Raw genomic sequence first — 24,210 nt, 5'->3', positions numbered from 1 at the left:
CCGGCCACTGGTGGCCGGTGGGCGTCCGCGCCTGGTGCCTGGAAGGACCGCGCCCTACGGGCGCAGCCACAGCTCCGTCCGCTCCTTGAACTGTCCCATCGGCTTGTACGTCACCGGGGCGTCCGGGTCGTCGAGCTTCAGATCGGGAAACCGCGCCACCAATGCCTCGAGCGCGATCGACAGTTCCAGCTTCGCCAGCGGGGCGCCGACGCAGTTGTGGACACCGTGCCCGAACGCCATGTCCGGGCGGCGGGGGCGATCCAGCCGGAACTCCGACGGCTGCGCGAACTGCGCCGGATCGTGGTTGGCCGCCGCGAACAGCAGCACCACCGCGTCCCCGGCCCGCACCGTCTTCCCACCGATCTCGACGTCCTCGGTGGCGCGGCGGAACGTGCCGAGAATCGGCATGTCGTACCGCAGCCCCTCCGCGATCGCCGCGTCCACGGCGATCCGGCCGGCCACCAGCGTCCGCCACCGCTCCGGCTCGGCGAGCAGCGCCGAGATCAGGGACACCAGCGCGTTGCCCGTCGTCTCCCAGCCGGCGGCGAGTACCCCGACGGCGACGTCGGCGATCTCCACGTCCGCCAGCCGGCGCCCCTGGACCTCGTTGTGCACCATGAAACTGATCAGGTCGTCGGCCGGGTGGCGCCGCCGCTGCTCGATCACCTGGTTCAGGTAGTCGAACGCCCCGGCGAAGCTCTCCCCGTGCGCCCGCAGCCCGTCCGGGTCGAGGAACGGCCAGCTGGCCAGCAACGTCAGCAGGTCGTTCACCCACCGTCCGAGGTCGTCGGCATGCTCCGGGGCGAACCCGAGCACCCGCATCGCGCCCAGCAGGGGGAAGGTGGTCGCGAAGTCGCGGACCAGGTCGAACCGCTCCCGGCCGACCAGCTGGTCCGCCAGCCCTTCGATGATCTCGCGCAGGTGTGGTTCGTAGCCCGCCACCGCGCGCGGGGAGAAGCCCTCGTGCACGATCCGGCGCACCGGGCCGTGCCCCGGCGGGTCGGTGAGCAGCAGCGTCGGGTTGTCGTAGAGGAAGTCCATCACCCGCTGCGCCGCGCTCGGGAGGCCGACCGGCCGGGGGAACGCCTCCCGGGACGAGAACCGGGTGGCGTCGGCCGCGACCCTGCGCACGTCCTCATAACGGGTCAGGCACCACGCGTTCAGGGAGTCGGAGAAGAACACGGGTTCGTGCGCCCGTGCCTGCGCGAAGAACTCGTAGGCCCGCGCGACGTGCGGGCCGAAGGGATTGAAGGACCGCAGGTCGAGCAGGGAACTCTCACCGGCGGTGGCAGGCATGGTCATCGCGGCTCCCAGAGGCACGGAAACGAAGGACGGTCAGGGCACGGGCGCGGTATCTCCGGAGCACCGGGCGCGCCGAGAACCGGCGAGAACCGGAAGACGCGGGACTGGTCAGTCCCACTCCACCGGCAGGCCGGACAGGGCGTGGAAGTTGAACCCGCCGGGCAGGAACTCGGGCTCGTGGCCGGAGGCCAGCCGCAGGCGCGGCAGGCGGGCGGTGAGCTCCGCGAGCACGACCTTCATCTCCAGGCGGGTGAGCGCCGCACCGAGGCAGTAGTGAATGCCGTAGCCGAACGCGAGATGCCGGGCCGGGGTTTCCCGGTCGACGCGGAACACGTCCGGGTCCACGAGGGCGCCTGGCGCCCGCCCGAGCGCGCCGGTCATCGGGTGCACCAGCGAGCCCGCCGGGATCAGCACACCTCCGATCGCCACGTCGCTGGTGGTCACCCGGGTCGTGCTCTGCGCCGACGGGTCGAACCGCAGGCCCTCCTCGACCGCGGCCGGGATGAGGTCGGGGCGGGCGACGAGCGTGCTCCAGGAGTCAGTCCTCAGCAGGTGCAGGACGGTGTTCCCGATCAGGCCGGAGGTCGTCTCGTGTCCCGCGAGCAGCAGCGACCTGAGCACCACCACCGCCTCGTCGAGGGAGCAGGACCTGTCCGGGCCGAGCGCGGCGGCGGCCAGGACGCTGGCGACGTCGTCGCGCGGATCCGCGAGGCGCTCGTCCAGCAGGCTCACGCAGTACCGCTCGTAGTCGAGCAGGCTGCGCGCGCACTCCAGTTGCCGCTCGGGCGGGAGCGCAAGGACGAGCAGGGCCGTCCAGTCGTTGCTCCACGTCTTGACCGTCGCGTGGTCCCGCTCCGGCACGCCCATGATCGTGCAGATGACCCTCATGGGCAGCGGGTAGGCCAGCCGCGCCACGAGGTCTGCCCGCCCGTCGCCCGCCATGGTGTCGATGAGGGACGCGGCCACGCTCGTGATCATGGGCTCGGCGCGCCGCACGCTGCGCGGGCTGAAGAAGTCGGCGAGCAGGCCGCGCATCCGCCCGTGGTCTGGCGGGTCGGCGTTGAACATCCCCTGGGCGAAGAACCGGGACTGGCGCAGCACGGCCACGGTCTCGGCGGTGAACGGGTAGTCGCCGTCCAGGTTCTTCCGGCTGGTGAACCGCTCGGTGTCCGTGAGCGCCCGGGTGACGTCGTCGTGCCCGGTCACGAGCCAGGCCCCGGTGGCCGAGCGGGCCACCGGATGGGCGTCGCGGACCGCGGCATACGCGGCATAGGGATCCTGGATGAAAGCGCGGCTCGCCGGGTCGAGCAGCCCGGCCAGCCCGTCGCTCTGGCTCTCGGTGTCGGTGTCGGTGTCGAAGCTGGGCATGTCAGGTCACCTTCGATTCCTGGTTGGCCGGCCGTGGCGCGGGAGACCGTCGGGAGAAAGCCGTGCTCGCGGCCCGAGCACGGCCAGGGCCTCTTCGCAGATCCGCAACGTCGGGTGGTCCGGATCGACGCGCGGCGCCAGAACACCGCGCGCCCGTTCGTAGAGCCCCGCCGCCGCATCCATTGCACCGGCCTCGTGGCGCAGGCGGGCCAGGTTGCACAACGTCCCCGCCAGTTCCGGGTGGTCCGCGCCGAGCGCCCGCTCCTTGAGCGCGAGGCTGCGGGTGAGCGCCTCGTCCGCCTCCTCGACGCGGCCCATCGCATAACTGGCGGTGCCCAGGTTGTGCAGCACGACCGCCACCTCGTAGTGGTCGGCTCCATAGGTCTTCTCGAACACGTCGCGGACGGATCTCAGCAGTGCCGCGGCCTCATCGTGCCGCCCGCTCGCCAGCAGAACCGCGGCCAGCGCTCCTCGGTCGGCCATGGTGGTGGGATGGTCCGCGCCGAGGGCACGCTCGCGGATCGCGACCGCTCGACGCGCGGGCGGTTCCGCGGCGGCGAGATCACCACGGGCGTGCGCCAGCCCGCCGAGGTTGTGCAGGACGCTCGCGACGTCGGGATGGTCCGCGCCGAGCCGGCGCTCAAGGATCTCCCTGGCATGCTCGTAGCACGCGGCCGCCTCGTCGAACCGGCCCGCGTAGCGCAGCGTCATGCCGAGTTCGTTGCGGATGAAGGCAACCTCCACGGCGTCCTCGCCGAACAGGCGCTCGGCCAGCCCAAGGGCGACCCGCAGGTCGAGCTCGGCGGCGGGGTAGGCGCCGCGTTCCCGCTTCGACGCGCCCAGCTCGGTCCTCGCCCTGATCCGCGGCCGCGGCGTGTCCCCGTCGACCGGCACGACGCCGTCCATCGATACGACGCCGTCCATCGACACGGCGCCGTCCATCGACACGGCCCCGTCGACCGGCACCGCGACGCCGGTGTGGAGAGCGAGGTCCGCCGCCGCGCCATCCGCCCACGCGATCTCGGTGCCTGCCGGTGGCACGTCACGCCCGCCCAGGTCGACGCGAGCAGGCAACCGCCGACGGAGCCGGATGGCCGCGAGCGCCGCCACGCCGCAGGCCACGATCATGGCCGCCAGCAGGCCGGTGCCGTGGCCATGGTCGAGCGCGACGCCGGCGACGACCGGCGCGGCGGCGAAGCCGGTGGTGTGCGCGAGGGCCGACGCGGCGTTGTACCGACCGCGCAGCCGCTCGGGAGCAAGGTCGTTGACGAGCGCCGGCACGGTCGGGGCCAGCAGCGTCTCCCCCACCCCGAAGACGATCGCCGCGAGCACCAACAGCACGATCGCGGTCGACCCTCCCAGTTGGCCGGCGACCAGGACGATTCCCCAGGTCACGCCCCAGGTGGCCGCGACCGACGCGAGCCCGGTGGTGCGCCGCCGGCCGGCCAGCACCCGCAGCACGACGAGCTGTGCCAGCACCACCGTGATCATGTTGGCGACGAAGGCGAGGCCCAGCACGTTCGGCGCGAGGCCGGCGACCTCGGTGGCGTACACCGGGAAAACGGCGTGCAACTGCGCCAGCCCGACAGCGACGAGCAGCGCGGTGAGCACCCACAGCCGAAGAAACACCCGGTCGGCGGGCCTCCCCCGCCGGCGGAGGCCCGTTTCCCGGCCCGCCGACCGCGACGGCCTTTCAGGCCCTGACGGTTCGGCCACCGACGGTTCCAGTCCGGACGGTTCCAGTCCGGACGACGACTCGGGCCGCGCCGACGGCTCGAACCCGGACGACGGACCGGACGACGGTGCCGAGCCGGTCATGAGGCCGGCGCGGCGCACCGTCAGGAACACCGGTATCGCCAGAAACAGGCAGGCCGCTTCGAGGTAGTAGAGCAGCATGAAAGAGGCCGGCTCGGCGCCGTCGACGATCAGCGAGCCGACCAGCGCGCCCGCGGCGAGACCGACGTTCATCGTCGCGTACCGCAGTCCGTAGGCCGATGACCTGTCGGCCGGCGGGATCAGGCGCGTGAGCAGCGTGTCCTGCGCCGGCAGCACCGCCGCCGCGCCGAGACCCACCAGCCCGGTCGCGACGAACGCCTGCCAGGTCTGGCGCACGCCGGCAAGGCAGAGCGCGCCGGCACCTCCGATCGCGAGACCGACCGAGACGGCCACGGCGGGTCCCACCCGGTCGGCCAGGACCCCGCCGATCGGATTGCCCGCGAGCCCGATCAGCGCCACGGTCGCCACGGCCCAGCCGGCCACCGAGAGGCCGAGGCCGCGCGCCGTGTGCAGGTAGACCAGGAGAAACGGCAGGGTCAGGCCGGAGCCGACCGCCGACAGCAGGTCGGCACCGAGCACCACCCAGCCCCTTCGGGGCAGCGTCGGCAGCAGCCGAAACGCGCGCTTCATCGGGTGAATCTCGTCCTCGCCATCCGGCTGACCGGAGCCATTCGGTTGATTGACGCCATCCCGAACCGGCCCGGTTTCAATCCGGAACCGCGCACGGGCATCCCGCCGGCTCGGCGCGACCGCGTCGCGCCGCTGCGAATCGAATCAGCGCGGCCGTTCTCGCGGATGAGTAACTTCTACTCATCGAGGGCGGCGCCCGGTGCCTGTTTCCGCCACGCCCCACGGCGCCGACCGCCGCGCCCACGCCCTTGCCGCGGCCCGGGTCGCGGGCACACCGGCGGGTCCTGGCGGCCCGGCGCCGGCCGGGAGACCTCACCACTCCGGCGCTCGCCCATACCGGGCGACGGCGGATAGGTAGTTTTTACTCATGCCGGGGGGCGATCACACCATTTCAATGAGGACGGCCGCCTGTGGCCGCCCATTCGGCTGCCACCCAACAATGCAGGAGGAAAACATGAGCACGGCCGTTCCGAGCACGGACGACGCGGCGCGCCCCACCGTCGGACGCGAGAGCGCCCCGGTCGTCGCGCCCTCGATGGCGGGAACCCGGTTCAACCACGCCGAGGTCGTCCTGCCCGCGATGACCGCGGCGGAGGAGGCCCGCACGCCCATCGCGCGCCCCGTCGCACCCTCCGCCCCTGCCGCCCCCGCCGGTTTCCGGCTCAACCACGCCGAGGTCGTGCTGCCGGGCCTGGCCCGCTGACGTACCGCGCACCCGGCGGCTTCGCGTCCTGACCCACCACGGCCAGCGCGGACGACCGCCGGCAGGCGGTCCCGGGCCGCGCGCCGGGGTGCGGCACGTTTCCACCCCCGCCGGGGAGCAGGCGAACGACGCATGTCATCACCCACGCGCGGTCCGGGGCCACCTGGATGGCACATATCCACCACGAACCGAGAAGGAGACCGCGATGACGACCGTCCCCGATGAGGAGACGCTGGCCGGCGCCGACGCGCCCGACCGGCCCGGGCCGACGGTGTCCGACCTCGGGTCGTTCAACCCGTTCGGGGAGCACAGCCGCGCGGCCTATGAGTACTTCGAACTGGCGCGGCGCGAGCGGCCAGTCTTCTACTCGGAGGCGCTCGGGGCCTGGTGCGTCACCCGTTTCGCCGACATCCGGGCGATGACCCTCGACCCGGCCACCTACTCCTCGGCGGAGGTGTTCCGCAAGCCGACGGGGCTGCCCGAGATCGCGCAGCGGGTCTGCGACTTCTACGCGGACAACGGGACCGTCACGACGCTGGACCCGCCGGCGCACGGGCCGATCCGCCGGGGCCTGCACGAGAGCTTCTCGCCACGCGCGATCGCCGGGTACGAGCCCACGGTCCGCACGATCATCGGGCGGCGGGTGGACGCGATCGACGCCGCCGGCGGCCGGTTCGACCTCGTCTCGCAGTTCTCCACCGTCTTCCCGCTCGCGGTGGTGCTGGGCGTGATCGGGCTGCCCGAGGAGGACCTCGGCACCGTCCGCCGCTGGGCCGAGGGCATCGTGACGCTCTACCTCGGACACGGCTTCATGACCGCCGAGGAGCAGGAGGCCCTCGGCGCCGACCTCTGGAACGCCGTCCAGTACTACCTGGACCTCGTGGAGCGCCGCGCCGCGGACCCCGGCGAGGACCTGGTCAGCTACATGATCCACAACGAGGTGGGCGGCCGGCTGCTCACGCCGGGCCAGATCGCCAACAACGTCTTCAACCTGGTGGCGGCCGGCAACGAGACCACCGGCAGCGCGCTCACGAACATCATGGTCGCGCTGCTGAGCGAGCCCGGCCGCTGGGCGGCGCTCGCCCGCGGCGAGCTCGACCTCCCGACCGTGATCGCCGAGGGCCTTCGGCTGGACGCCCCGGTCGTGGGCCTGTTCCGCACCGCCACCCGCGAGGTCGCCCTGGGCGACGTCACGATCGGCGCCGGCGACAAGGTCCTGCTGCTGTACGGCTCCGGGAACCACGACGAGACCGTCGCCGACGAGCCCGGCCGGTTCCGGCTGGACCGTCGCGGCCGGGTGAGCCTGACCTTCGGGCACGGGATGCACAACTGTGTCGGCGCCCCGCTGGCGCGGCTCGAGCTGAGAACCGCCCTGGAACTGCTCGCCAACCGGTTTCCCGACCTCCGGCTCGCCTCCGGCGGACCGCTGGAGTACAAGCCGTTGGCGCAGGTGCGCACGCCGGCCGAGCTGTGGCTGACCACCGGCGCCTGACACCGCCGGCGACCGGCCGGGCCTCGCGGCGGCCGGCGGCGCGGCGCCGCGAACGACCCCCAGCACGAACACGGCCGCACGGCGGCTCGCTCGGGGGCATGGCATGCTCGCGCGGCCGGACGACCTTCATGATCTGGTGGTTTCGTCCCAGCCCTGGCTGGGACGAAACCACCAGATCATCGCCCGGACGTTCAGTCCGCGGCTGGCACGGCCATCTCGCCGAGTTCGGACCAGTCGTCCTGTGGAACGGTCACGTTAACGATGTGCGGGGTCTCGGTCAGGTGCCGGGGCAGCATCTGCCGCGCCGCCAGGAAGTGCGCGGACTGGACGTGCGCGGCGCCCGCCTCGTCGTCCCGGAAGGCCTCGACGAGCACGTACTCCGTCGGGTCCTCGAGGCTGCGCGACCAGTCGAACCACAGACAGCCCGGCTCGCTCCGGGTGGCCCGGGTGAAGTCCTCGACGATGGCCGGCCAACGGTCCGCGTCCTCGGGCCGGACACGGAACTTGGCGGTGATAAAGATCATCTGACTCTCTTCCGTCGGACTGAGGGCGTGTGCCGGCTTCATCCCCGCTTCTTGATCCCCGCGTCTCGCCACGCGGCCGCGCGCCCCGTCGGGCCGAGGCCCACGGCGGTGAGACCCTACGCGACGGCCCGCCGCGCGCGGCCGACCGACGCCGACGACTGGACGCCACCTCGCGCGCATGGGCCGAGAAGCCAGGCCAACGGGCCCCTCGACGACGAGCCCGTGACGACCGCTGGCGGCCCCTCGTCGTTCACTGACCGGCCCGCGCCACAGAGCGACATAGGCCTTCGGCCCGCGACGACAATACCGTTCACGATCCCGGTCCGGTCGGCGCCCGGTGCCGCCCAGGAGTGGATTATTCTTCCGGGCTCGGCCGCCTTCCAGGGCCAAGTGTTTCATCCGTAGTTTTCCCCGCCTTGCCCGGCCGGCAAAGCGTGAGCCACATGCCCGGCGCGAGAATCAGAAGTGCCGCGCGCGTGGCCCAGGCGAGAGGGTGACATGTCCACGTCATTGTCCTACCCGTCATCGACGATGCCCGAGACGCCGGACCGAAAAGGGCCGTCGGAATCGCGCCCGGCACCCGCCACGCCCGACGAAACGCGTCGTGGACGGATCGCCGCCCGGCTGTGCGGACCGTCGATACCGTCCACCCTCGACAGTCTCGGTCTGCGTCTGGACGTCCGCGGGCCCGTCGGCGGGGACGGCGCTGGGAACGTCGACCAGGCCCCGGAATGGATCGGCGACATCCAGCGGTTTCGCGGGGAGGCTCTCTGGGAGGAGGGGATGCGGCCACAGTTCCAGAGTGCCGGCGGAGCCCTCCTCGATCCCGACCCGCACGACCTGGTCGCCTATCATCTCCTGCTGAGGTCGCGGCCGGACGACGCGATCATCGCCTGCGCCCGGGTGGCTCCGCTGGAGGCGCTGCCGGACAGCCGGGTCCGAGCCTGGGACCCGGCTCTCGCCGCGGGCCTGCTCGTCGCGCACGGCTGCGACGAGCGAGACGTGCTGGAACCGGCTCGGCTGGTGGTCGCCCCGCGGTGGCGCGCCACGGGCCGCCTGGGACTCATCCTCGTCCTCACCATCGCGTCTCTTGGCCGCGCCCTCGGACGTAGAATGCTGTGGTTCACGCCGGGAACCCGGCAGAATCAGCACAGAATCATGCTCCTGGTCGGATGGCGAATCTGCGAGGAGTTCGGTCGACAGGACGCGCCCGCGATAGCGGACACCTTGTGTGTGATGGTCGGCGGCCCCTACACGACGTCGGTTTCGTTCGAACCGGCCGTGGCCGGCCTGACCGAGGTCGTCGACAGCATGCTGAGATCTGGTGACGAACCCGGGGAACGCCGGGCGACCTGACGGCCCGGTGAGCGCTCGGCGAGGCGGCTCGGACAGGAATCCGGTTCCGCGCGGCCGCCCGTGACCCGATGTTCTTCGCCGCACCTTTCTTCGCCGCACCTTTCTTCGCGGCACCGTTCTTCTCAGCATCCTTGCCCGGGAGGCGCACATGACCGAGCGGACCCTCGAGCTACTGGCGGCGCGAGGCCGGTGGCCGGTCGACGAGGACGTCTGGCGGCCGGCGCTGTTCGACACGGGGCGCGACGAACAACTGGAGGCGCTCGGGACGCTGCTCGAGTCCGGGGAGGTCGTCTCGGTCCACGACGTCATCGACGACCAGCTCGGTGAGCTGGTCGCCGGCCGCGACCCGAGAAGGCGCTGGACCGGCGACGAGCTCGACCTGCGTGTCCGGCGGCACCTCGACGGCCGTGACCAGCGTCGCTACGGCTCCTGGGCCTACTACCCGTGGAGCCGGCGGCTGGTACACCTGCTTCCCCGGGACGAGTTCAGGGAGGTCCGCGCCAACCGGAACCGCTACAAGATCACCGACGACGAGCGGGCACGGCTCGTGGGCTTTCGCATCGGGATCGTCGGCCTGTCGGTCGGCAACATGGCCGCCGTCACGCTGGCGCTGGAAGGAATCGGCGGGACGTTCAGGCTCGCGGACTTCGACGAGCTCAGCCTGTCGAACCTGAACCGGCTGCGCGGCGGTGTCCACGACCTCGGCGTGAACAAGGCGGTGCTGGCCGCGCGCGAGCTCTTCGAGATCGACCCCTGGCTGGACGTCGAGCTGTACCGCGACGGCGTGCGGCCCGAGACCGTGGACGAGTTCCTCACCGGCGGCGGCACACTCGACCTCCTCGTCGAGGAATGCGACGACCTCGGCGTGAAGGTGCTGATCCGGGAACGGGCCCGCGACCACCGGATTCCAGTGATCATGGATACCAGCGACCGTGGGCTGCTCGACATCGAGCGTTTCGACCGCGAACCCGGTCGTCCCATCCTCCACGGCCTCGTCGGCCAGCTCCGCGCGGAGGAGCTACGCGGCATGACGGCCAAGGAGAAGGTCCCGATCGTCCTCGCGATCGTCGACGAGCAGCACATCAGCACGCGCATGGCGGCCTCGCTTCCCGAGGTCGCGCAGACCATCAGCAGCTGGCCGCAGCTGGCGTCCGGCGTCGCCCTCGGCGGCGCCATCGTCGCCGACGCGGCGCGTCGCGTCCTGCTCGGCGAGCTCACCCAGTCCGGTCGCTATTACGTCGACCCCGCCACGATCGTCGCGGACGGCCATGGAACGCTTCACGAACCGGTCACCCCACCACCGCCCTTCGCGGTTACCGAAGAAGCGCGCCAACCACGACAGCTGCCACCAGAACCCACCGCCGAGCAGACAGCGAAGCTGGAACCAGATGTCGTGCGCTGGATCGCCACGGTCGGCACGCTCGCCCCTTCCGCGCACAACGCGCAGCCCTGGCGCCTGGTCTGGCGGGCTGCGGAACAGGTACTCGAATGCCACCATGACCCGGCCCGGGACCTGCCCAACCTCGACTTCGAACACGGCGCCACCTGGGTCGCCTTCGGCGCGCTGATCGAGAACATCTGCCTGGCCTCCCAGCAGGTCGGCCTCCACACGCACGTACACACCTGGCCGAATCCCGCCGATCCACGGCTGGTAGGCAGAATCCAACTCAGCCCGGACGGACTCGCCAGGACCGATCCGCTCTTCGCCCAGGTCGCCAGCCGTGTCACCAACCGGCGGCGCGACGGCAGAATCCCACTCACCGACGCCGCGGCCAGCGCGTTGCGGACCGCCTGTGAGGACGCGGGCGCGCGTCTACACCTGCTGCGTGACGATGCCGCCCTTGATCGGATCGGAGCTCTGATGGGGGCCGGCGAACGCGTCGGCATCCTCGATCCGAACATCCACCAGGACGCCAGTCGAGGGTTCCGCTGGACAGCGGACGAGGTGCGCGCCCACCCGCACGGGCTCGACGTCGCCACCCTCGAGCTCACCCCGACCGAACGGGCCGGGCTGCGGCTGACGCAGCAGTGGCGGGTGATGGAGTTCATCGGACGGATCGGCGGCGGCCGCGGACTCGAGGATCTCACGCGCGAACTCGTGGCTTCCGCCGCCGCCGTGGGCCTGATCACCTTTCCAGGGACGACCCGCGACAGCTACCTGCGCGGCGGGCGCGCCCTGCAGCGCATGTGGCTCACCGCCACCGCGCTCGGCCTCGCCCTCCAGCCCATCACCGGACTCCCCTACCTGTTCGCGCGCGCCGAGCGCGGCGACGGACATGGTCTCTCGACAGACAGCCGCGCCGAGCTGCCGCGCCTGCGCGCCCAATACGACACCCTCTTCCAGACAAGCCGCGGCGACGCGGAGGCTCTCCTCTTCCGCCTCGCCCATGCCGAGCCGCCGACGGCCCGCTCACTACGCCAGCCCATCGACACGGTGTTGACCTTCGCGTAAAGGCGCTGGCCGATGCGCCGCGAGGCGCTGGCGCGGGCGTTGTCACGCCAGCGGATACCGTGGTCCGTCCCGGCGGCCAAGACATGGCCGGACAATGGCTCGCCGCCGTCCTCATCCGCGGGTCCCGGTCTCGGATATCGCCGGCTTCCGGTTCCCATCAGGGGTGATAGTTCTGGAAGTCCGCCGGCGCGCCGCTGTACCGGGACGTCGAGAAGCTGCCCGCCAAGCGCGAGATCCCTGTTGAGCAGGTGACCATGGATCACTGGGTCCGCCGGTTCACGTCGCTACCGATCGACGCCGCCCGGCCGTGTCGCCACAGCCCGAGCGACGGATGGTTTGCGGACGAAACGCAGGTCAAGATCGCAGGTCGCCGTCCACCAGTTGGATCATGGTTTCTGGCTCGTGATACTGCGTCTTCACCGCCTTGCCAGGCGCGTGAGGGGTAGTGACGGAGCGTGGCCGTTCTGGCAGGCTGTTCGGGCATGAGCGCGGGTGCGGGGGCCTCGGCGCCGGCAGACGGTCCGGTTGGTCGGATGGATTTCTTTGTCTCGCATGCCGGTCCGGATACGGAGTGGGCGGAGTGGGTCGCGGCGACCCTGGCGTCTGCGGGGTACGGCGTCGAACTTGATGTGTGGGACTGGACCGCGGGCACCAGCTTCGTCGCCGCGATGAACCGGGCACTGACCCGGGCCGGGCGCGTGCTGGCACTGGTCAGCCCGGCCTACTTCGCCCGCACCTGGACGACGGCGGAGTGGGAGGCGGCGTTCGTCCGCCGGGCGGAGGACTCCGGGTTCTTGGTCCCAGTGCTGATCCGGCGGTGTGCGCCCGAGGAGTATCCACGGCTGTTGACCCCGCTGATCCATATCGACCTGGTGGGTCTGAACGAGGCGGCGGCGCGAAAAATGCTGGTAGACCGGCTAGCCGGTCCGGCCCGTCCACCGGCGGGCGCGACGGTTCCCTTCCCTGGCAGCGAGCGCGGTGCACTCGCGCCGCGAGGTTCGGGCGGGAGACCGCTGGTGTTCCCGGGCCGGCTGCCAGACGTCTGGGGTCCAGTCCCGGCACGGAACCTGTTCTTCACCGGCCGCGACCAGGCCCTGGCCGACCTGCATGCCCGGCTGGCCGGGGACGCGGAGCCGGTAGTGACAGTGTCGGCGCTGGCCGGGATGGGTGGGGTCGGCAAGACTCAGCTGGCCGCCGAATACGCCCACCGGCATGCCAGCGCCTATCGGTTGGTGTGGTGGATCAACGCCGAAACCGCGAACCAGGCCGCGACCGGGCTCGGCACATTGGCTGACACGTTGGGCCTGCCCCCGGGCGACCCCGCCCAACGGCGGGCCATGCTGTGGGCGGCACTCGCCGGCCGGGACGACTGGCTGCTGGTCTATGACAACATCACCGACCCTGACACGTTGGCCGCGGTCCTGCCGCCCCGGGTGTCGGGCCGAGTTCTGGTCACTAGCCGCGCCCGGCTACCCCGCCTGCCGACTGTGGACATCGGCATCTTCGACCGGGCCGAGTCGGTGGCCCTGCTGCATTACCACTTGTCGGAATTGTCCACCGCCGACGCCGACCGGGTCGCCTCCGCTCTCACCGACCTGCCTCTGGCCGTCGACCAGGCCGGCGCGTACCTCGCCGAGACCCCCCTCGGCGTCGACGCCTACCTCCGGCTGCTGGCCGACCAACCCCAGCTGGCTCTTGCCGACGCCACTCCGGACCACGCCGGCCTGGCCGCCACTGTCACCGCGGCCCGCGCCCGATTGGCCGCGCTGGACCCCGATGCTGCCGGCCTGCTCGACCAGCTGGCATTCCTCGCCTCCGACCCCATCCCCCTGGCCGGAGCTGGCCCCACCAGCACCGGGCTGGTGGTGGCGGGGGACAGGGGCAAGGCGGCCGAGAGGCTGCGGCTGCTGGTCCGGCTGGCGCTGACCCGCCGTACCGGCACCGGGGTCCAACTGCACCGTCTGGTCGCCGCACTGCTGCGAGCCCGGCTCGACCCGGACGAACGGGCCGCCACGCTCGGCCGATGTCTGCACCTGCTGGTCAGCGCCAACCCTGGAGATCCCGAGGATCCTGCTACCTGGCTGGCTTGGGCCGCCATCGCTCCCCACATCCAGGCCGCCAGCGCTCACCTGGCCACCATCGGCCCACCGGCGCCCGCCGAGCCCGAGCCCTTCCGCGCACTGCTCGCGGACTGTGCCTGGTATCTGTATCGCAACGGCCAAGCCGACTCCGTCCGCCAGCTGGCCACCGCCCTGGGGCGGTGGACCCGCGGCCGCCCTGGGCCCGACGACCTCCATACCCTGCGCGTGGCCACCGCCCTCGCCAGTGCCCTGTCCTTCCTCGGTGAGGTGCAGGAGGCGCGGAACCTGGCCGCGGACACGTTGACCCGCTGCCGGCGGGTTCTCGGCGAGGACAGCCCCGTCACCCTGTACTCGGCGGTCTATCTCGCCGGCGACCTGGTTGTGCTGGGTGAGATGGAGGAGGCGCGGGAGCTGGCCGCGGACACCCTGGTCCGCTGCCGGCGCATCCTCGGTCCTGACCGCCCGGCCACCCTGGATCTGGCGGCCACCCTCGCCAACGCCTTGCTCGCGGGGGGCGAGGTGCAGGAGGCGCGGGAGCTGGCCGCGGACACCCTGGCCCGCTGCCGACGGGTCTTCGGCGAGGAACCACCCGTCACCTTGTACTCCAGGGCCACCCTCTCCGGCGCCATGATGATGCTAGGCGAAGCGGCGGCGGCGCGGGAGCTGGCCGCGGACACTCTGGTCCGCTGCCGGCAGCTCCTCGGCCCCGATGATCCCATGGCCCTGCTCTCGGCGGTCGCCCTTGCTGGCGCCCTGCTCCTGCTGGGCGAGGCACAAGCAGCGCGGGAGCTGGCCGCGGACACCCTGGCCCGCTGCCGACGGGTCTTCGGCGAGGACCATCTCCTCACTCGGTACTCAGGGACTGCCCTCACCGGCGCCATGACCATGCTGGAAAGCGACGCGTAGACGGGGTGAGAGCTGGCCAAAACACCCTGGTCCGCTGCCAGCAGCTCCTTGGCAGCGATCACCCCGCAACACGGCAAACATCGAGTTCTGACGCGCCACAGGCCCGTAGCGCCTGACCGGCACCGAGACGATCATCGTTGAGCCGGCAACTCCGACAGCGGAGAGTTACCTTTCGGCTACAGGCTGGTAGCGGGAGGTTGGCGCGACGATGAAGGCTGTACTGCCATGGGCATTTTGGATCTTTGTGGCTTTCTATGTCGTGACCGCGCCCAGCGACGCCGCGGCTGCCGTGCACACGGCGTTCGGCTGGCTCGGCGCCCTCGGCAACGGCCTCTCCACCGTCGTCACGGACACCACCAGCTCCGCCTGAACCGACCAGGTGGCGGTGCGCCGACGGCCGAGATGTTGGGGCGCGGCGGACTCATCGAGATCAATCAGCCGGCGCAATAGGAAGTTCGCCGACCTGTTGCGTCCAGCGGTTCACGCCGCTGCTGGCCAATGCCGGACTGTGCGGCCGACGCCGTCATGGAGAACAGCGTACAGAGAACCATGGAGTCTGGCCACAACTACGCGTTCCGCCGCCTTCTCGGTCGCCTTGTCGGCATCCTCCACAGCTGCCTGCGCAACCACACTCGCTACGACGAGGCCGCCGCCCGACCCATCCAGAAAGATCGGAAAATCGTGGCTTGATGTCCTGTAGCCGCGGGATGTCCAGGAGTCTTCCTCCCCGTCAGTCAGGAGCGAATCGGGGTGTCGGCGTGACCGGCCGATGCCTTCCAACGAGGCTCACACAGTATGACGATCAGGTAGGGAGACGAGGTGCCGATGGAAGCAGGTGAACGACAGTCCAGCAAGATCATGGTGGATCGGTCGGAGGGGTTCGGTGAACGGCTGCTGGGTGTGCTGCTGGACCGCGCCCACGAGATGCCGCCGCAGCTGATCGCCCCGCTGGTGGCGGAAGAGATCGGCCGGATCGGTGGGCGGGACGTCGCGATCCTTCTACAGGACTATGAGCAGTTGATGCTCACGCCGCTGCCGGGCAGGAGACTCACGGTCGGGGAGCCCGATCCGATCGACGACTCCCCGGCCGGCACGGCATTCCTCCGTACGATGATCGTCGAACAGCGGCAAGCTGACGGTATACGGATGTTCCTGCCGTTGCTGGACGGTAGCGACCAGGTGGGAGTGCTGGCCTTCACTCTCGACACGGTCGACGATGATGACCGGCGGTTGCTACGGCGACTCGCTGGCCTTGTCGCCGAACTGGTGGTCACCAAGAGCAACTACACCGACCAGTTCTTCCAGGCCCGGCGTCTCGAACCGATGAGTGTGGCCGCGGAGATCCAGTGGTCTCTGCTGCCCCCGCTGACCATGATTACCCCGCAGGTCGCGGTAGCCGGCATCCTCGAACCGGCCTACAACATCGCGGGCGACAGTTTCGACTACGCCCTCAACGACAACATCCTTCACGTAGCCATCATGGACGCAATGGGTCACGACCTGGACGCCGCAGTGCTGGCAACGGTCGCGATCGGCGCCTACCGGCACGCCAGACGCGCCGATATCGGGCTTGCCGAGTTGTACATGTTCATGGACGCGGCTATCAACGGGCAGTTCGGACCCGACCACTTCGTCACAGCGCAGATGATGCGCTTGGATATCAGTACAGGACACCTGCAATGGGTCAACGCGGGCCACCCGGCGGCTCTGCTGATCCGCGATCATAGGGTCATCCAGGCGCTGGAGAGCCCGGGGACCCTGCCGGTCGGCTTCGGTGGCGACATACCGCAAGTCAGTGAGAAGATGCTCTGGCGCGGCGACCGGGTGCTGTTCTTCACCGATGGTCTCGTCGAGGAGCATGAAACGGGCGGGGAGCAGTTCGGCGAGGAACGCCTGATCAACTTCGTTGAGAACACCCGTGGCAACAGTGTGCAGGAAATGGTGCGGAGCCTGTCCCATGCGTTGATGCGGGAACGCCGCGGGATCACGACCGACGACGCCACTCTGTTCCTGGTCGAGTGGCGCGGGGGCACCGCCGACCATCTCGCCAGCATAGATATCTAGCCTCGGCCTTTCACCTGGTGGCTGGATCGACTTGTCGGACCGTCCTCGTCGACGGTCGACGGTGACAACCCCGAGAGGCGCCCTTCACCACCAGCTGGCGGTGTTGCGCCGGCAGCTCGCTCGGCCGCGGTACGCCCCGTCCGGTCGGATGCTGCTCGCCACACTGGCCCTGTTCCCCCCGCCCACGCCGGTCGGCGTTCCTGGTCTCCCCACTACGCTGTTGCGCTGGCACGGCGAACTGGTCCGCCGGCACTGGACCTACCCCGCCACCGTCTAACCCGCGCTAGCCAGCGGTAGCGAGGACTCGCACAAGATCCGCTTCCTCAGGCAAGGGGCTTGCGAGGAAGGCGCACGGCTGCGGCTCCTCGCGCTTGACGCCGCTGTGATCAACCCATGCCCAACGGTCGACGCACCGCCCTACCCGAGTCGTGTAACCGAGCCGTTGACAAAGGCGGAGAGCGTCAGGGTTGTCGTCTGCCACGCCGAGGCCGACCGCCCCGCGGCCGCGCTCGGCCGCCATGATCTCGGCCCGGCGCAGCAACTCCCGGCCGATCCCCCGGCGACGCTGCCGCGGTGGCCAGACGCTCAGGTTCCGATGTCGTAGTCCTCTTCTGGCCGTAGGGCCTGGATGAAGCTCACGAAGTCCGGAGCCAGCACCGTGATCCGGTAGTCGTCCTCCTGGTCGACGTGGACCACGCTTGGCTCGCCGCCAGGCTCGCGGTCGCGGTAGTCGAACGCGATCATGTCATGCCCTGCCGAGGGGCAGTCGGCGAAGTACACCCCGATGGCGGGGTAGCCCCACTCGTCGATCCAGAAGCGACTACCGAACTCGCCCGCGAGCGAGCACGACTTCTCCCGGCCGATTCCCATGATCCCATGTACGGCGACGTGGCCTCTGGCCCACGTGGTCCGATTCGGCGCGGGACAGCAGGTGCGGTGGGGCATCCCGCCGTTGTGCGCCCGCATCAGAGCCACGTACGAGGCGGGCAGCCGGTAGCCGAGTTCCGCCTCGACGGATGCGATCACCGCGGCCGACGGGGGTGCGTCGACGTACTCACGAACCGCGTACTCGTTGTCGTCCCAGAACCCATCCAGATCGATATCCGGAAAGATCAGTTCGACCGGACCGTCAACCACGGCTCTCCTCTCCGTCGGGGGTGAGCACGGCACCGACGCGGCGGCACCGACGACTTCGCGGGGGCTTCACGATCGTGACGTCAGCCAACTCCTCCTGACGTACCACCGAGGACCCGCGGAGATGGGCCAGACCGTGGTACGACCGATCAACGCGGCCGTCCGGGGTGTGGCGCCGCGGTAGATCTCTTGCCTGATCACTGGTGCTGGCCGCGCCACCAGGATTCGTCGCGGCCAGCCGCCTCAAACGCGTCGATCATCGCCCACATATGGGAGACGAACAGCTCAGGAGGACGAACGCCGTGGTCGGCGACATAATGCGCCAACCCCTCCGGCCAGACGTAGGTTCCGTCGCTCAGTTCGAGGGAGCCGTTGGCACGACCGCAGATCCGGCACGGCGAGAGGCCCAGGTAGGCGCGGACGACGAACCCGCGTCGCAGGTAGTCCCCCACAACCTCGCGCTCGTCGGCATCCCAGTTCGCGTCGACGAATCCCTCCGGCGAAGGCCAGCCCTCAGCGCCCTTGCCGGCCCAGTAGCCGATGAGGATCAACCTGGACCGAACCATCGCCACCCGCCCAGTCCCGCGGCTCGAACGTCCAACCGTTGATCATCAGGATCACCACACATCGCTGTCGCTACCCTACCGAGGGCGCCGGCCGGAGGCGGATCATCATCGTCGGGCCTGCCGGTGGCGCGTTGCGCCGACGCGCCGGGAAGTCGGGGACACAGCAGGAGTACATCAAGATCATAAAACAGGGAAACCGGGAACCTCGCCAACCTGTTGCGTACAGAGGTTCACCCCGCCGGTATGCGGACGAGACACATCTCGAGGTCGCAGAAAGTGGACCTACCTCTACATCCGATTCGGGAAAATTGGACATTCATTGACTCTGCGCGGATTTTTACCGAGAGGATGGCTGGAATCCGCCAGGGCGCGAGGCCAAAGCGGATCTCCGTGTCCCGGGCGCGCTGCCGGCCGGCCGTCCGGGTGGCGGTGGACCGAGTTCTGGCACGGTACAAGCCGGCCGAACCGGGGCGATGCATGAATGCCGATCAGGTTGATCCTGGTGATGACCGGACTGGTCGGGCACGTCCACTTGCAGGAGGGGGTGGACGAGGTGGCGATCTTCGGGCCCACGGCGGACGTTCTCAATGAAGACCGGAAGGTGACCGAGCTGCTGGACGTGCTGCGGCGGCATCTGGGGATGGATATCGCGGCCCTGTCCATGCTGGACGATGACGGCCTGCTGGTGGTGCAGGTCGTGAGCGGGGACGCCACGGGGTTTGGGATCGCTCCCGGAATGACCCTGCTGCGCGGGAAGGAACTCCATGAACGTCACTGGATGGGAGACCTGCCGGCCGTGTGCCCCGACACCAGCCGGGACAGCCGGATAGTGGCGCCGCTGGCCAGCGCTCTTCACGTCGGTGCCTTCGCGACAACGTGCGTAGTCGACGCCGCTGGCGAGCCGTATGGGTTGCTGGCCTGCTGCGCGCACGAGCCGCGACCGGCGCTGCGGGACCGCGACGCCCAGTTCCTGGTCATGATGGCCGAGTTCCTACGCACCTCGATGGTCGGGCTCCAACGCATGTGGGAGGCGCGCAGCCGGACGTGGCGCACGGTCTGCGACGTTGTCGACGCCGGCGGCCCGCGGATCGTCTACCAGCCGATCGTGAGGTTCGAGACCGGCGCGGTCGCCGGCGTGGAGGCTCTTTCCCGGTTCCCCGACCGCGGCGAGGGGGACGGTGGCCCGCTGGGCTGGTTCGCCGACGCGAAGGTGATCGGCCTGGGCCCGGAGCTGGAGATGACCGCTATCCACCAGGCACTGTCCGCGCTCGCGTCGCTTCCACCCGGAGTCAAGATGGCGGTCAACGCCTCACCGGGCACGGTCACCGCGGGGCTGGTTCACCTGTGCGCTCTGAAGGAGAAGGACCGCCAACGGCTGATCGTGGAGATCACCGAGCATGAGGACTGCGCCAGTTACCCCGAGGCGATGCGCGCGGTCCGCCGCCTACGCGCCCACAACATCCATGTCGCGATCGACGACGCCGGCATCGGCTACTCCGGCCTGGCGCAGTTGTTGCGGCTACGACCCGACATCATCAAGATCGACGGCATGATCACGCGGGGAATCGACCAGGACCCGGCCTGCCGCGCGGTCGCCGCCGGTCTGGTCCAGCTTGCCCGCGAGATCGACGGCACGGTCATCGCTGAAGGTATCGAGACCATCGCCGACCGCGACGCGGTCGTCGCCGCGGGCATCCCCTACGGACAAGGCCACCTTCTCGGCAGACCCGCGCCCACCGTGGAGGCCGCCTGCACGGCCAGGACGACCCTGGACGGGGCGTAGGACGAGCCGCCGACCCCACACCACGCGACCCAACACGGACCGAACCCTGGAGGACCGCCGCGCCGCTCGGCCGCAACCTCGACAACAACCGGTCCGGCCGCGGACGTTGGGAGCCCGGTCGTCCAGGTGAGGGAGCGACCGGCGACGCCGGTTCGGAACGCGCCGGGTTCGACGACCATGACGACGACCCCCAGGGTGCGACTTCCCAACGGAGAGTGCGCGTGAGGGCTTCGACGGCGGCTTTGACCGCGGAGCAGTAGCCCGATCCTGGGGTGGACACGATGATGTTCTCCCCTAGCGGATCGAGGTCTGGGCCGGCGCGATCTTCCGGAACCAGGCGTCCTATGCGAGGCCGGTGCGGGTCAGCCAGGTCGCGACCTGCGGGTCGGCGTCGGCGACGGTCTCGCCGAGGACGGCCAGGCCGTCGCGGAGGGTGGCTCCGCGACAGGCGCGGCCGTAGTCCTCGGCGGCGGCGCCCAGGCCGCTGACGGCGTAGGTGACAACCGGATGGACGATCTTGCCGGTGAAGTCGAGCGCTTCGGAAAACGTCGACATGATCATCGGCGGTCGTACGTTCCAGATGGGGCTGGCCAGCAGCACCACGTTGTAACGGTCGATGGATGGCAGCGGGCCGTCGATCGCCGGGCGGGCGTCGGCGTTCTGCTCGCGGACGTTGCGTGCGACGGTGGCGTCGTAGTCGTCCGGGTAGGGGTCGGCGGCCTCGATGCGGTGGACGTCGCAGTGGAGGCGACCCGCGATGATGCGGGCCAGTACCTCGGTGTTGCCGACGGCGAGGTTCCGGCGTCCGCCGTAGTAGTAGTTCTCGCCGGCCCGAGAGAAGTACGCCAGCAGCACCCGTCCCGCCTGTGAGGAATTGGGGGCGGTTGCCACGGTTGCGGTTCCTTGCATGGTTGCGTCGTCGCGTCCGCGAGGCCGCGGGTCGGATGGGGACGCGCAGCCACCGAGCGCGGCGCCAGCGGTGGCCACCAGTGCCGCGCGCAGCAGCGTCCTGCGGGTCGAGATCGCGTTCATAGCCATCCGGATTGCGTGCTGCCGGTCAGGCTTCGGGGATGTCGCGGCCGAATGCCTCGATGGTGACGTCCTCGGGCTCAGGGCCGCCACGCACACCGGTGTCCAGATCGTCGATCGCGTCGAGTTGGCCGGGAGTGAGGTCGAAGTCGAACACGTCGAAGTTTTCGGCGATACGGGCGGGCTTGGTCGACTTCGGGATGACCGACCGGCCCTGCTGCAGGCCCCAGCGCAGCATGACCTGCGCGGGGGTCTTGCCGTGCTCGGCGGCGATCGCCGCGAGGATCGGGTCATCGAACGTGCTGCGGGCACCCTCCTTGCCGCGGTAGGAGGTGATGCCGCCGATGGGCGACCACGCCTGGCTGAGGATGCCGTACTTGGCGTCGGCGGCCTGGACGGCGGGCTGGGTGAAGTACGGGTGGATCTCCACCTGGTTGACCGCCGGCACGACCTCGGTCGCCTCGAGCAGGCGGTCGAGGTGGTCGGGCATGAAGTTGCTGACGCCGATGGCGCGGACCTTTCCGTCGGCCAACAGCTTCTCCAGCGCCTGGTAGGCGGCGATGGTCCGGTCGAACGCCGACGGCAGCGCCTGGTGGAGGATCAACAGGTCGATGACGTCGACGCCGAGCTTGCCGGCGCTCTTGTCGAACGCATGCAGCGTCTGCTCGTAGCCGTAGTCGGAGATCCAGACCTTCGTCTCGATGAACACCCGCGACCGGTCGACGCCGGAGTCGGCGATGGCCTGTCCGACCTCGCGTTCGTTGCCGTAGGCAGCGGCGGTGTCGACATGCCGGTACCCGGTCTCGAGCGCTGCCCGGACCGCGGCGGCGGTCTCCCGCGGAGGGGTCTGGAACACGCCCAGGCCGATGGCAGGCATCTCGACGCCGTTGTTGAGGGTGAACGTCGTGACGGTCATGACGAGTCTCCTTTCACTAGGGCGTCCACACCAGTCCACATGACGGTGGGGACGGCTGGGCTCGCTGTGCCGTCCGCCCCCGCGGCGCGCGCGGACGGTTCAGGGCTGGACGGTGCGCGGTTGCCCGCCGGTCGGGTCACCGTCGGACAGGGTGTGGCTGTCGGACGGGGTGTGGCTGTCGGCCCAGCTGGCCAGGAACCGCAGCGCGTCCAGGGCCGGGGAGTCCGGCGCGGCGGTGAACACGTTGAGGTTCATGCCGATGTCACCAGGCAGTACGAGGGCCTGATAGGTGAGCTCGATCTCCCCGACGACCGGGTGGCGCATCTTCTTGGTACCCGCCGTGTGGTGACGCACGTTGTGCGACGCCCATCGGACGCGGAACTCCTCGCTGCGGGTGGAAAGCTCTCCGACAAGGTCCGACAGCGGCTTGTCGTACGGGTGGCGACCGGCTTCGATCCGCAGGCTGGCGACGATGTCGTTGGCGGCCGCGGGCCAGTCGACGAAGAAGTCCCGCGCTCTCGGATTGAGGAACGTGAACCGTGCGACGTTCGGCGGCTGGACCGTCTCGGCGTGGATGTCGCTGTACAGCGCGCGGGCGAGCTTGTTGGACGCGAGAATGTCGCGACGGCCGTTGCGCACATCCGCCGGCGCGTCGGTGATCGCGTCGAGCACGTGCTGGATGCCGGCCGGCACCCGCGTCCGCCCAGCGCCCGCTCGGGACCGAGCGGAAGCGGTGGCGTTGGCCGCGCGGGCCAGGTCGAACAGGTGTTCACGTTCGGCGTCGTCGAGCTGCAGCGCGCCGGCAATCGCGTTGAGCACAGATTCGGAGACCCCGACAAGGTTCCCGCGCTCCAGGCGGGTGTAGTAGACGACACTGACGCCGGCGAGGGTCGCGACCTCCTCCCGGCGCAGGCCGGGCACGCGGCGGTTGCCACCGAACGCGGCCAGTCCCGCCTGTCGCGGAGACAGCCGCGCGCGGCGCGAGGTCAGGAACTCGCGCGCCTCGCCTCGGTGGTCACCGGTACTGCCTGTCATGTGTCCGACGGTAGGCGCGGGCTCGACCGCGTGGGAGTCACCGCTGGTATCCCTCACGGCCGTGTCTCACCCGCGCCACGCGTCCGGTTGTCTCCGACGGCGCGGCACCGCCGCCGCCCCTGACCGCGGCGAAAGCCACACCCACCGCGACACCTTCAGTCGAAACCCTGGAGGCGAACGTCGCGGGCTACGGTGAACGACCATGGCCGAGCCTGTCCCGAGCTACCTCCACGATGTCGCGAGCGCGTACGACGACGTCGCCGCCCGCTACTCCGAGCTGTTCGCCACCGTCCTGGACCGCCAGCCCCTGGAACGCGCGCTGCTCGCCGCGTTCGCCGACCTCGTGCGCGACCTCGGCGGACCGGTCGCCGACCTCGGCTGCGGGCCCGGCCACGTGACGGCCCACCTGCGGGAGCTGGGCCTGGACGTGTTCGGCGTCGACGTGTCGCCGGCGATGGTCACGCTCGCCCGGGGTGCCTATCCCCAGCTCCGGTTCGACGAGGGCACGATGACCGCGCTCGACCTGCCGGACCGCTCGCTTGGCGGCGTCCTGGCCCGCTACTCGCTCATCCACACCCCACCCGGCGACGTGCCCGCCGTCCTCGCCGAAGTGCACCGCGTGCTGGCGCCCGGCGGTTACCTGCTGCTCGGCTTCCTGGCCACGGACGACCCCGCGACCGAAGTGCATGCCTACGACCATCGGGTGAGCGTCGCCTACCGGTGGCCACCCGATCAGCTGGCCACGCTGCTCAGCAAGGCAGGACTCGTCGAGGCCGCCAGGCTGGTACGGGCACCCGTGGAGGAGGAGCGAGGCCGCCAGGCGCAACTGCTGGCCCGCCGACCGCCCGAAGGCTGACCTCCCCCGTCCCGCGGGTGGCGCGCCCCAGGTGTCAGCGAGAACGCGTGCTCGGAACCGCGCCATCGCTGACACTTCGCCGACGCCGGCCCACGGCACCGGCCCACGGCGCGGGCCCGAGACCGGACGGATCTTGGTGACGCGGCACTAGCTCGCGGGCAGGCGCAGGACGATCTCGACGCGGCGGTTGAACGACTGGCCCTCGGGGTCGGGTGAGCCGTCCGGGTTGGCCTCCTC

The 24,210-nt window shown here is 70.3% G+C and carries 20 protein-coding genes and 1 pseudogene; 11 read left to right on the top strand and 10 right to left on the bottom strand.

Annotated features, from left to right (window positions below; genetic code table 11):
• Positions 1 to 54: 54 nt before the first annotated feature.
• From I6A81_RS36680 to I6A81_RS36670, 3 genes are all read right to left on the bottom strand, one after another.
• Positions 55 to 1,302 (bottom strand): cytochrome P450, encoded by a 1,248-nt coding sequence (locus tag I6A81_RS36680; RefSeq protein ID WP_203005131.1) that lies wholly within the window; start codon positions 1,300 to 1,302, stop codon positions 55 to 57.
• Between the two features lie 108 nt (positions 1,303 to 1,410).
• Positions 1,411 to 2,670 carry a cytochrome P450 gene (locus tag I6A81_RS36675; RefSeq protein WP_203005130.1) on the bottom strand — a complete coding sequence of 420 codons (1,260 nt, stop codon included), beginning with the start codon at positions 2,668 to 2,670 and terminating at the stop codon, positions 1,411 to 1,413.
• 6 nt (positions 2,671 to 2,676) lie between these two features.
• Complete coding sequence (locus I6A81_RS36670) at positions 2,677 to 5,076, bottom strand: MFS transporter (RefSeq protein WP_203005129.1); 2,400 nt, start codon at positions 5,074 to 5,076, stop codon at positions 2,677 to 2,679.
• A 454-nt stretch (positions 5,077 to 5,530) separates the two neighbouring features.
• Between I6A81_RS36670 and I6A81_RS36665 the strand changes: the two genes are divergently transcribed.
• Positions 5,531 to 5,779, top strand: coding sequence for a hypothetical protein (locus I6A81_RS36665; protein WP_203005128.1), 249 nt, complete (start codon positions 5,531 to 5,533; stop codon positions 5,777 to 5,779).
• Between the two features lie 205 nt (positions 5,780 to 5,984).
• Complete coding sequence (locus I6A81_RS36660) at positions 5,985 to 7,271, top strand: cytochrome P450 (protein ID WP_203005127.1); 1,287 nt, start codon at positions 5,985 to 5,987, stop codon at positions 7,269 to 7,271.
• 191 nt (positions 7,272 to 7,462) lie between these two features.
• Here I6A81_RS36660 and I6A81_RS36655 read toward each other — a convergent pair whose 3' ends face one another.
• Positions 7,463 to 7,795, bottom strand: coding sequence for a putative quinol monooxygenase (locus tag I6A81_RS36655; protein WP_203005126.1), 333 nt, complete (start codon positions 7,793 to 7,795; stop codon positions 7,463 to 7,465).
• Between the two features lie 783 nt (positions 7,796 to 8,578).
• On the opposite strand from I6A81_RS36655, the gene I6A81_RS36650 reads away from it, so the two are divergent.
• From I6A81_RS36650 to I6A81_RS36630, 7 genes and pseudogenes are all read left to right on the top strand, one after another.
• Entirely contained in the window at positions 8,579 to 9,151 is a 573-nt protein-coding gene (locus I6A81_RS36650) for a GNAT family N-acetyltransferase (protein ID WP_203005125.1), read from the top strand.
• A gap of 148 nt (positions 9,152 to 9,299) precedes the next feature.
• Positions 9,300 to 11,603, top strand: coding sequence for an Rv1355c family protein (locus I6A81_RS36645; RefSeq protein WP_203005124.1), 2,304 nt, complete (start codon positions 9,300 to 9,302; stop codon positions 11,601 to 11,603).
• 94 nt (positions 11,604 to 11,697) lie between these two features.
• Positions 11,698 to 11,974 (top strand): annotated as a pseudogene (locus I6A81_RS44370) (IS6 family transposase); the annotation flags it as partial.
• Positions 11,975 to 12,136: 162 nt separating this feature from the next.
• Positions 12,137 to 14,590 (top strand): FxSxx-COOH system tetratricopeptide repeat protein, encoded by a 2,454-nt coding sequence (fxsT, locus tag I6A81_RS36640; protein ID WP_203005123.1) that lies wholly within the window; start codon positions 12,137 to 12,139, stop codon positions 14,588 to 14,590.
• A 244-nt stretch (positions 14,591 to 14,834) separates the two neighbouring features.
• A complete protein-coding gene (locus I6A81_RS45235) occupies positions 14,835 to 14,960 on the top strand; it encodes a hypothetical protein (protein ID WP_285222971.1) in 126 nt (41 codons plus the stop codon).
• A 455-nt stretch (positions 14,961 to 15,415) separates the two neighbouring features.
• A complete protein-coding gene (locus I6A81_RS36635; protein ID WP_203005122.1) occupies positions 15,416 to 16,654 on the top strand; it encodes a PP2C family protein-serine/threonine phosphatase in 1,239 nt (412 codons plus the stop codon).
• Between the two features lie 61 nt (positions 16,655 to 16,715).
• Positions 16,716 to 16,931, top strand: a complete 216-nt coding sequence (locus I6A81_RS36630; protein ID WP_203005121.1) for a hypothetical protein — start codon at positions 16,716 to 16,718, stop codon at positions 16,929 to 16,931.
• A gap of 6 nt (positions 16,932 to 16,937) precedes the next feature.
• Here the strand turns inward: I6A81_RS36630 and I6A81_RS46435 are convergent, their stop codons facing one another.
• From I6A81_RS46435 to I6A81_RS36615, 3 genes are all read right to left on the bottom strand, one after another.
• The gene (locus I6A81_RS46435; RefSeq protein ID WP_407661438.1) at positions 16,938 to 17,243 is read right to left on the bottom strand and encodes a GNAT family N-acetyltransferase; all 306 of its coding nucleotides are present in this window, start codon (positions 17,241 to 17,243) and stop codon (positions 16,938 to 16,940) included.
• A complete protein-coding gene (locus I6A81_RS36620; protein WP_203005119.1) occupies positions 17,240 to 17,791 on the bottom strand; it encodes an SMI1/KNR4 family protein in 552 nt (183 codons plus the stop codon). The genes I6A81_RS46435 and I6A81_RS36620 overlap by 4 nt, the downstream gene beginning before the upstream one ends.
• Before the next feature lie 194 nt (positions 17,792 to 17,985).
• Positions 17,986 to 18,339, bottom strand: coding sequence for a hypothetical protein (locus tag I6A81_RS36615; protein ID WP_238429784.1), 354 nt, complete (start codon positions 18,337 to 18,339; stop codon positions 17,986 to 17,988).
• A 496-nt stretch (positions 18,340 to 18,835) separates the two neighbouring features.
• Here I6A81_RS36615 and I6A81_RS36610 point away from each other — a divergent pair, with 496 nt between their 5' ends.
• Positions 18,836 to 20,137 carry a sensor domain-containing phosphodiesterase gene (locus tag I6A81_RS36610; protein ID WP_238429783.1) on the top strand — a complete coding sequence of 434 codons (1,302 nt, stop codon included), beginning with the start codon at positions 18,836 to 18,838 and terminating at the stop codon, positions 20,135 to 20,137.
• A 342-nt stretch (positions 20,138 to 20,479) separates the two neighbouring features.
• Here the strand turns inward: I6A81_RS36610 and I6A81_RS36605 are convergent, their stop codons facing one another.
• The 3 genes from I6A81_RS36605 to I6A81_RS36595 all read right to left on the bottom strand — a co-directional run bounded on the left by I6A81_RS36605 (position 20,480) and on the right by I6A81_RS36595 (position 23,117).
• Positions 20,480 to 21,169: a flavodoxin gene (locus I6A81_RS36605; RefSeq protein ID WP_203005132.1), complete on the bottom strand. Its 690-nt coding sequence runs from the start codon at positions 21,167 to 21,169 to the stop codon at positions 20,480 to 20,482.
• A gap of 25 nt (positions 21,170 to 21,194) precedes the next feature.
• Entirely contained in the window at positions 21,195 to 22,082 is an 888-nt protein-coding gene (locus tag I6A81_RS36600) for an aldo/keto reductase (RefSeq protein ID WP_203005118.1), read from the bottom strand.
• A gap of 99 nt (positions 22,083 to 22,181) precedes the next feature.
• Entirely contained in the window at positions 22,182 to 23,117 is a 936-nt protein-coding gene (locus I6A81_RS36595; RefSeq protein WP_203005117.1) for a helix-turn-helix transcriptional regulator, read from the bottom strand.
• 202 nt (positions 23,118 to 23,319) lie between these two features.
• On the opposite strand from I6A81_RS36595, the gene I6A81_RS36590 reads away from it, so the two are divergent.
• Complete coding sequence (locus tag I6A81_RS36590) at positions 23,320 to 23,973, top strand: class I SAM-dependent DNA methyltransferase (RefSeq protein WP_203005116.1); 654 nt, start codon at positions 23,320 to 23,322, stop codon at positions 23,971 to 23,973.
• Positions 23,974 to 24,210: the final 237 nt, after the last annotated feature.

This window comes from Frankia nepalensis (assembly GCF_016786325.1).
Classification (GTDB): domain Bacteria; phylum Actinomycetota; class Actinomycetes; order Frankiales; family Frankiaceae; genus Pseudofrankia; species Pseudofrankia nepalensis.
The sequence above is the reverse complement of the archived record's forward strand: the minus strand, read 5'-3'. Positions and strand labels throughout refer to the sequence as shown.

Bases quoted from the DNA above. Each gene is read 5' to 3' on its own strand.
- I6A81_RS36665 (WP_203005128.1), top strand. From the start codon at position 5,531: ATGAGCACGGCCGTTCCGAGCACGGACGACGCGGCGCGCCCCACCGTC.
- I6A81_RS36650 (WP_203005125.1), top strand. From the start codon at position 8,579: ATGCGGCCACAGTTCCAGAGTGCCGGCGGAGCCCTCCTCGATCCCGAC.
- I6A81_RS36645 (WP_203005124.1), top strand. From the start codon at position 9,300: ATGACCGAGCGGACCCTCGAGCTACTGGCGGCGCGAGGCCGGTGGCCG.
- fxsT (WP_203005123.1), top strand. From the start codon at position 12,137: ATGGATTTCTTTGTCTCGCATGCCGGTCCGGATACGGAGTGGGCGGAG.
- I6A81_RS36610 (WP_238429783.1), top strand. From the start codon at position 18,836: ATGCCGATCAGGTTGATCCTGGTGATGACCGGACTGGTCGGGCACGTC.
- I6A81_RS36655 (WP_203005126.1), bottom strand. From the start codon at position 7,795: ATGATCTTTATCACCGCCAAGTTCCGTGTCCGGCCCGAGGACGCGGAC.
- I6A81_RS36660 (WP_203005127.1), top strand. From the start codon at position 5,985: ATGACGACCGTCCCCGATGAGGAGACGCTGGCCGGCGCCGACGCGCCC.
- I6A81_RS36600 (WP_203005118.1), bottom strand. From the start codon at position 22,082: ATGACCGTCACGACGTTCACCCTCAACAACGGCGTCGAGATGCCTGCC.
- I6A81_RS36590 (WP_203005116.1), top strand. From the start codon at position 23,320: ATGGCCGAGCCTGTCCCGAGCTACCTCCACGATGTCGCGAGCGCGTAC.
- I6A81_RS36635 (WP_203005122.1), top strand. From the start codon at position 15,416: ATGGAAGCAGGTGAACGACAGTCCAGCAAGATCATGGTGGATCGGTCG.
- I6A81_RS36675 (WP_203005130.1), bottom strand. From the start codon at position 2,670: ATGCCCAGCTTCGACACCGACACCGACACCGAGAGCCAGAGCGACGGG.
- I6A81_RS36680 (WP_203005131.1), bottom strand. From the start codon at position 1,302: ATGACCATGCCTGCCACCGCCGGTGAGAGTTCCCTGCTCGACCTGCGG.
- I6A81_RS36670 (WP_203005129.1), bottom strand. From the start codon at position 5,076: ATGAAGCGCGCGTTTCGGCTGCTGCCGACGCTGCCCCGAAGGGGCTGG.
- I6A81_RS36595 (WP_203005117.1), bottom strand. From the start codon at position 23,117: ATGACAGGCAGTACCGGTGACCACCGAGGCGAGGCGCGCGAGTTCCTG.
- I6A81_RS36605 (WP_203005132.1), bottom strand. From the start codon at position 21,169: ATGAACGCGATCTCGACCCGCAGGACGCTGCTGCGCGCGGCACTGGTG.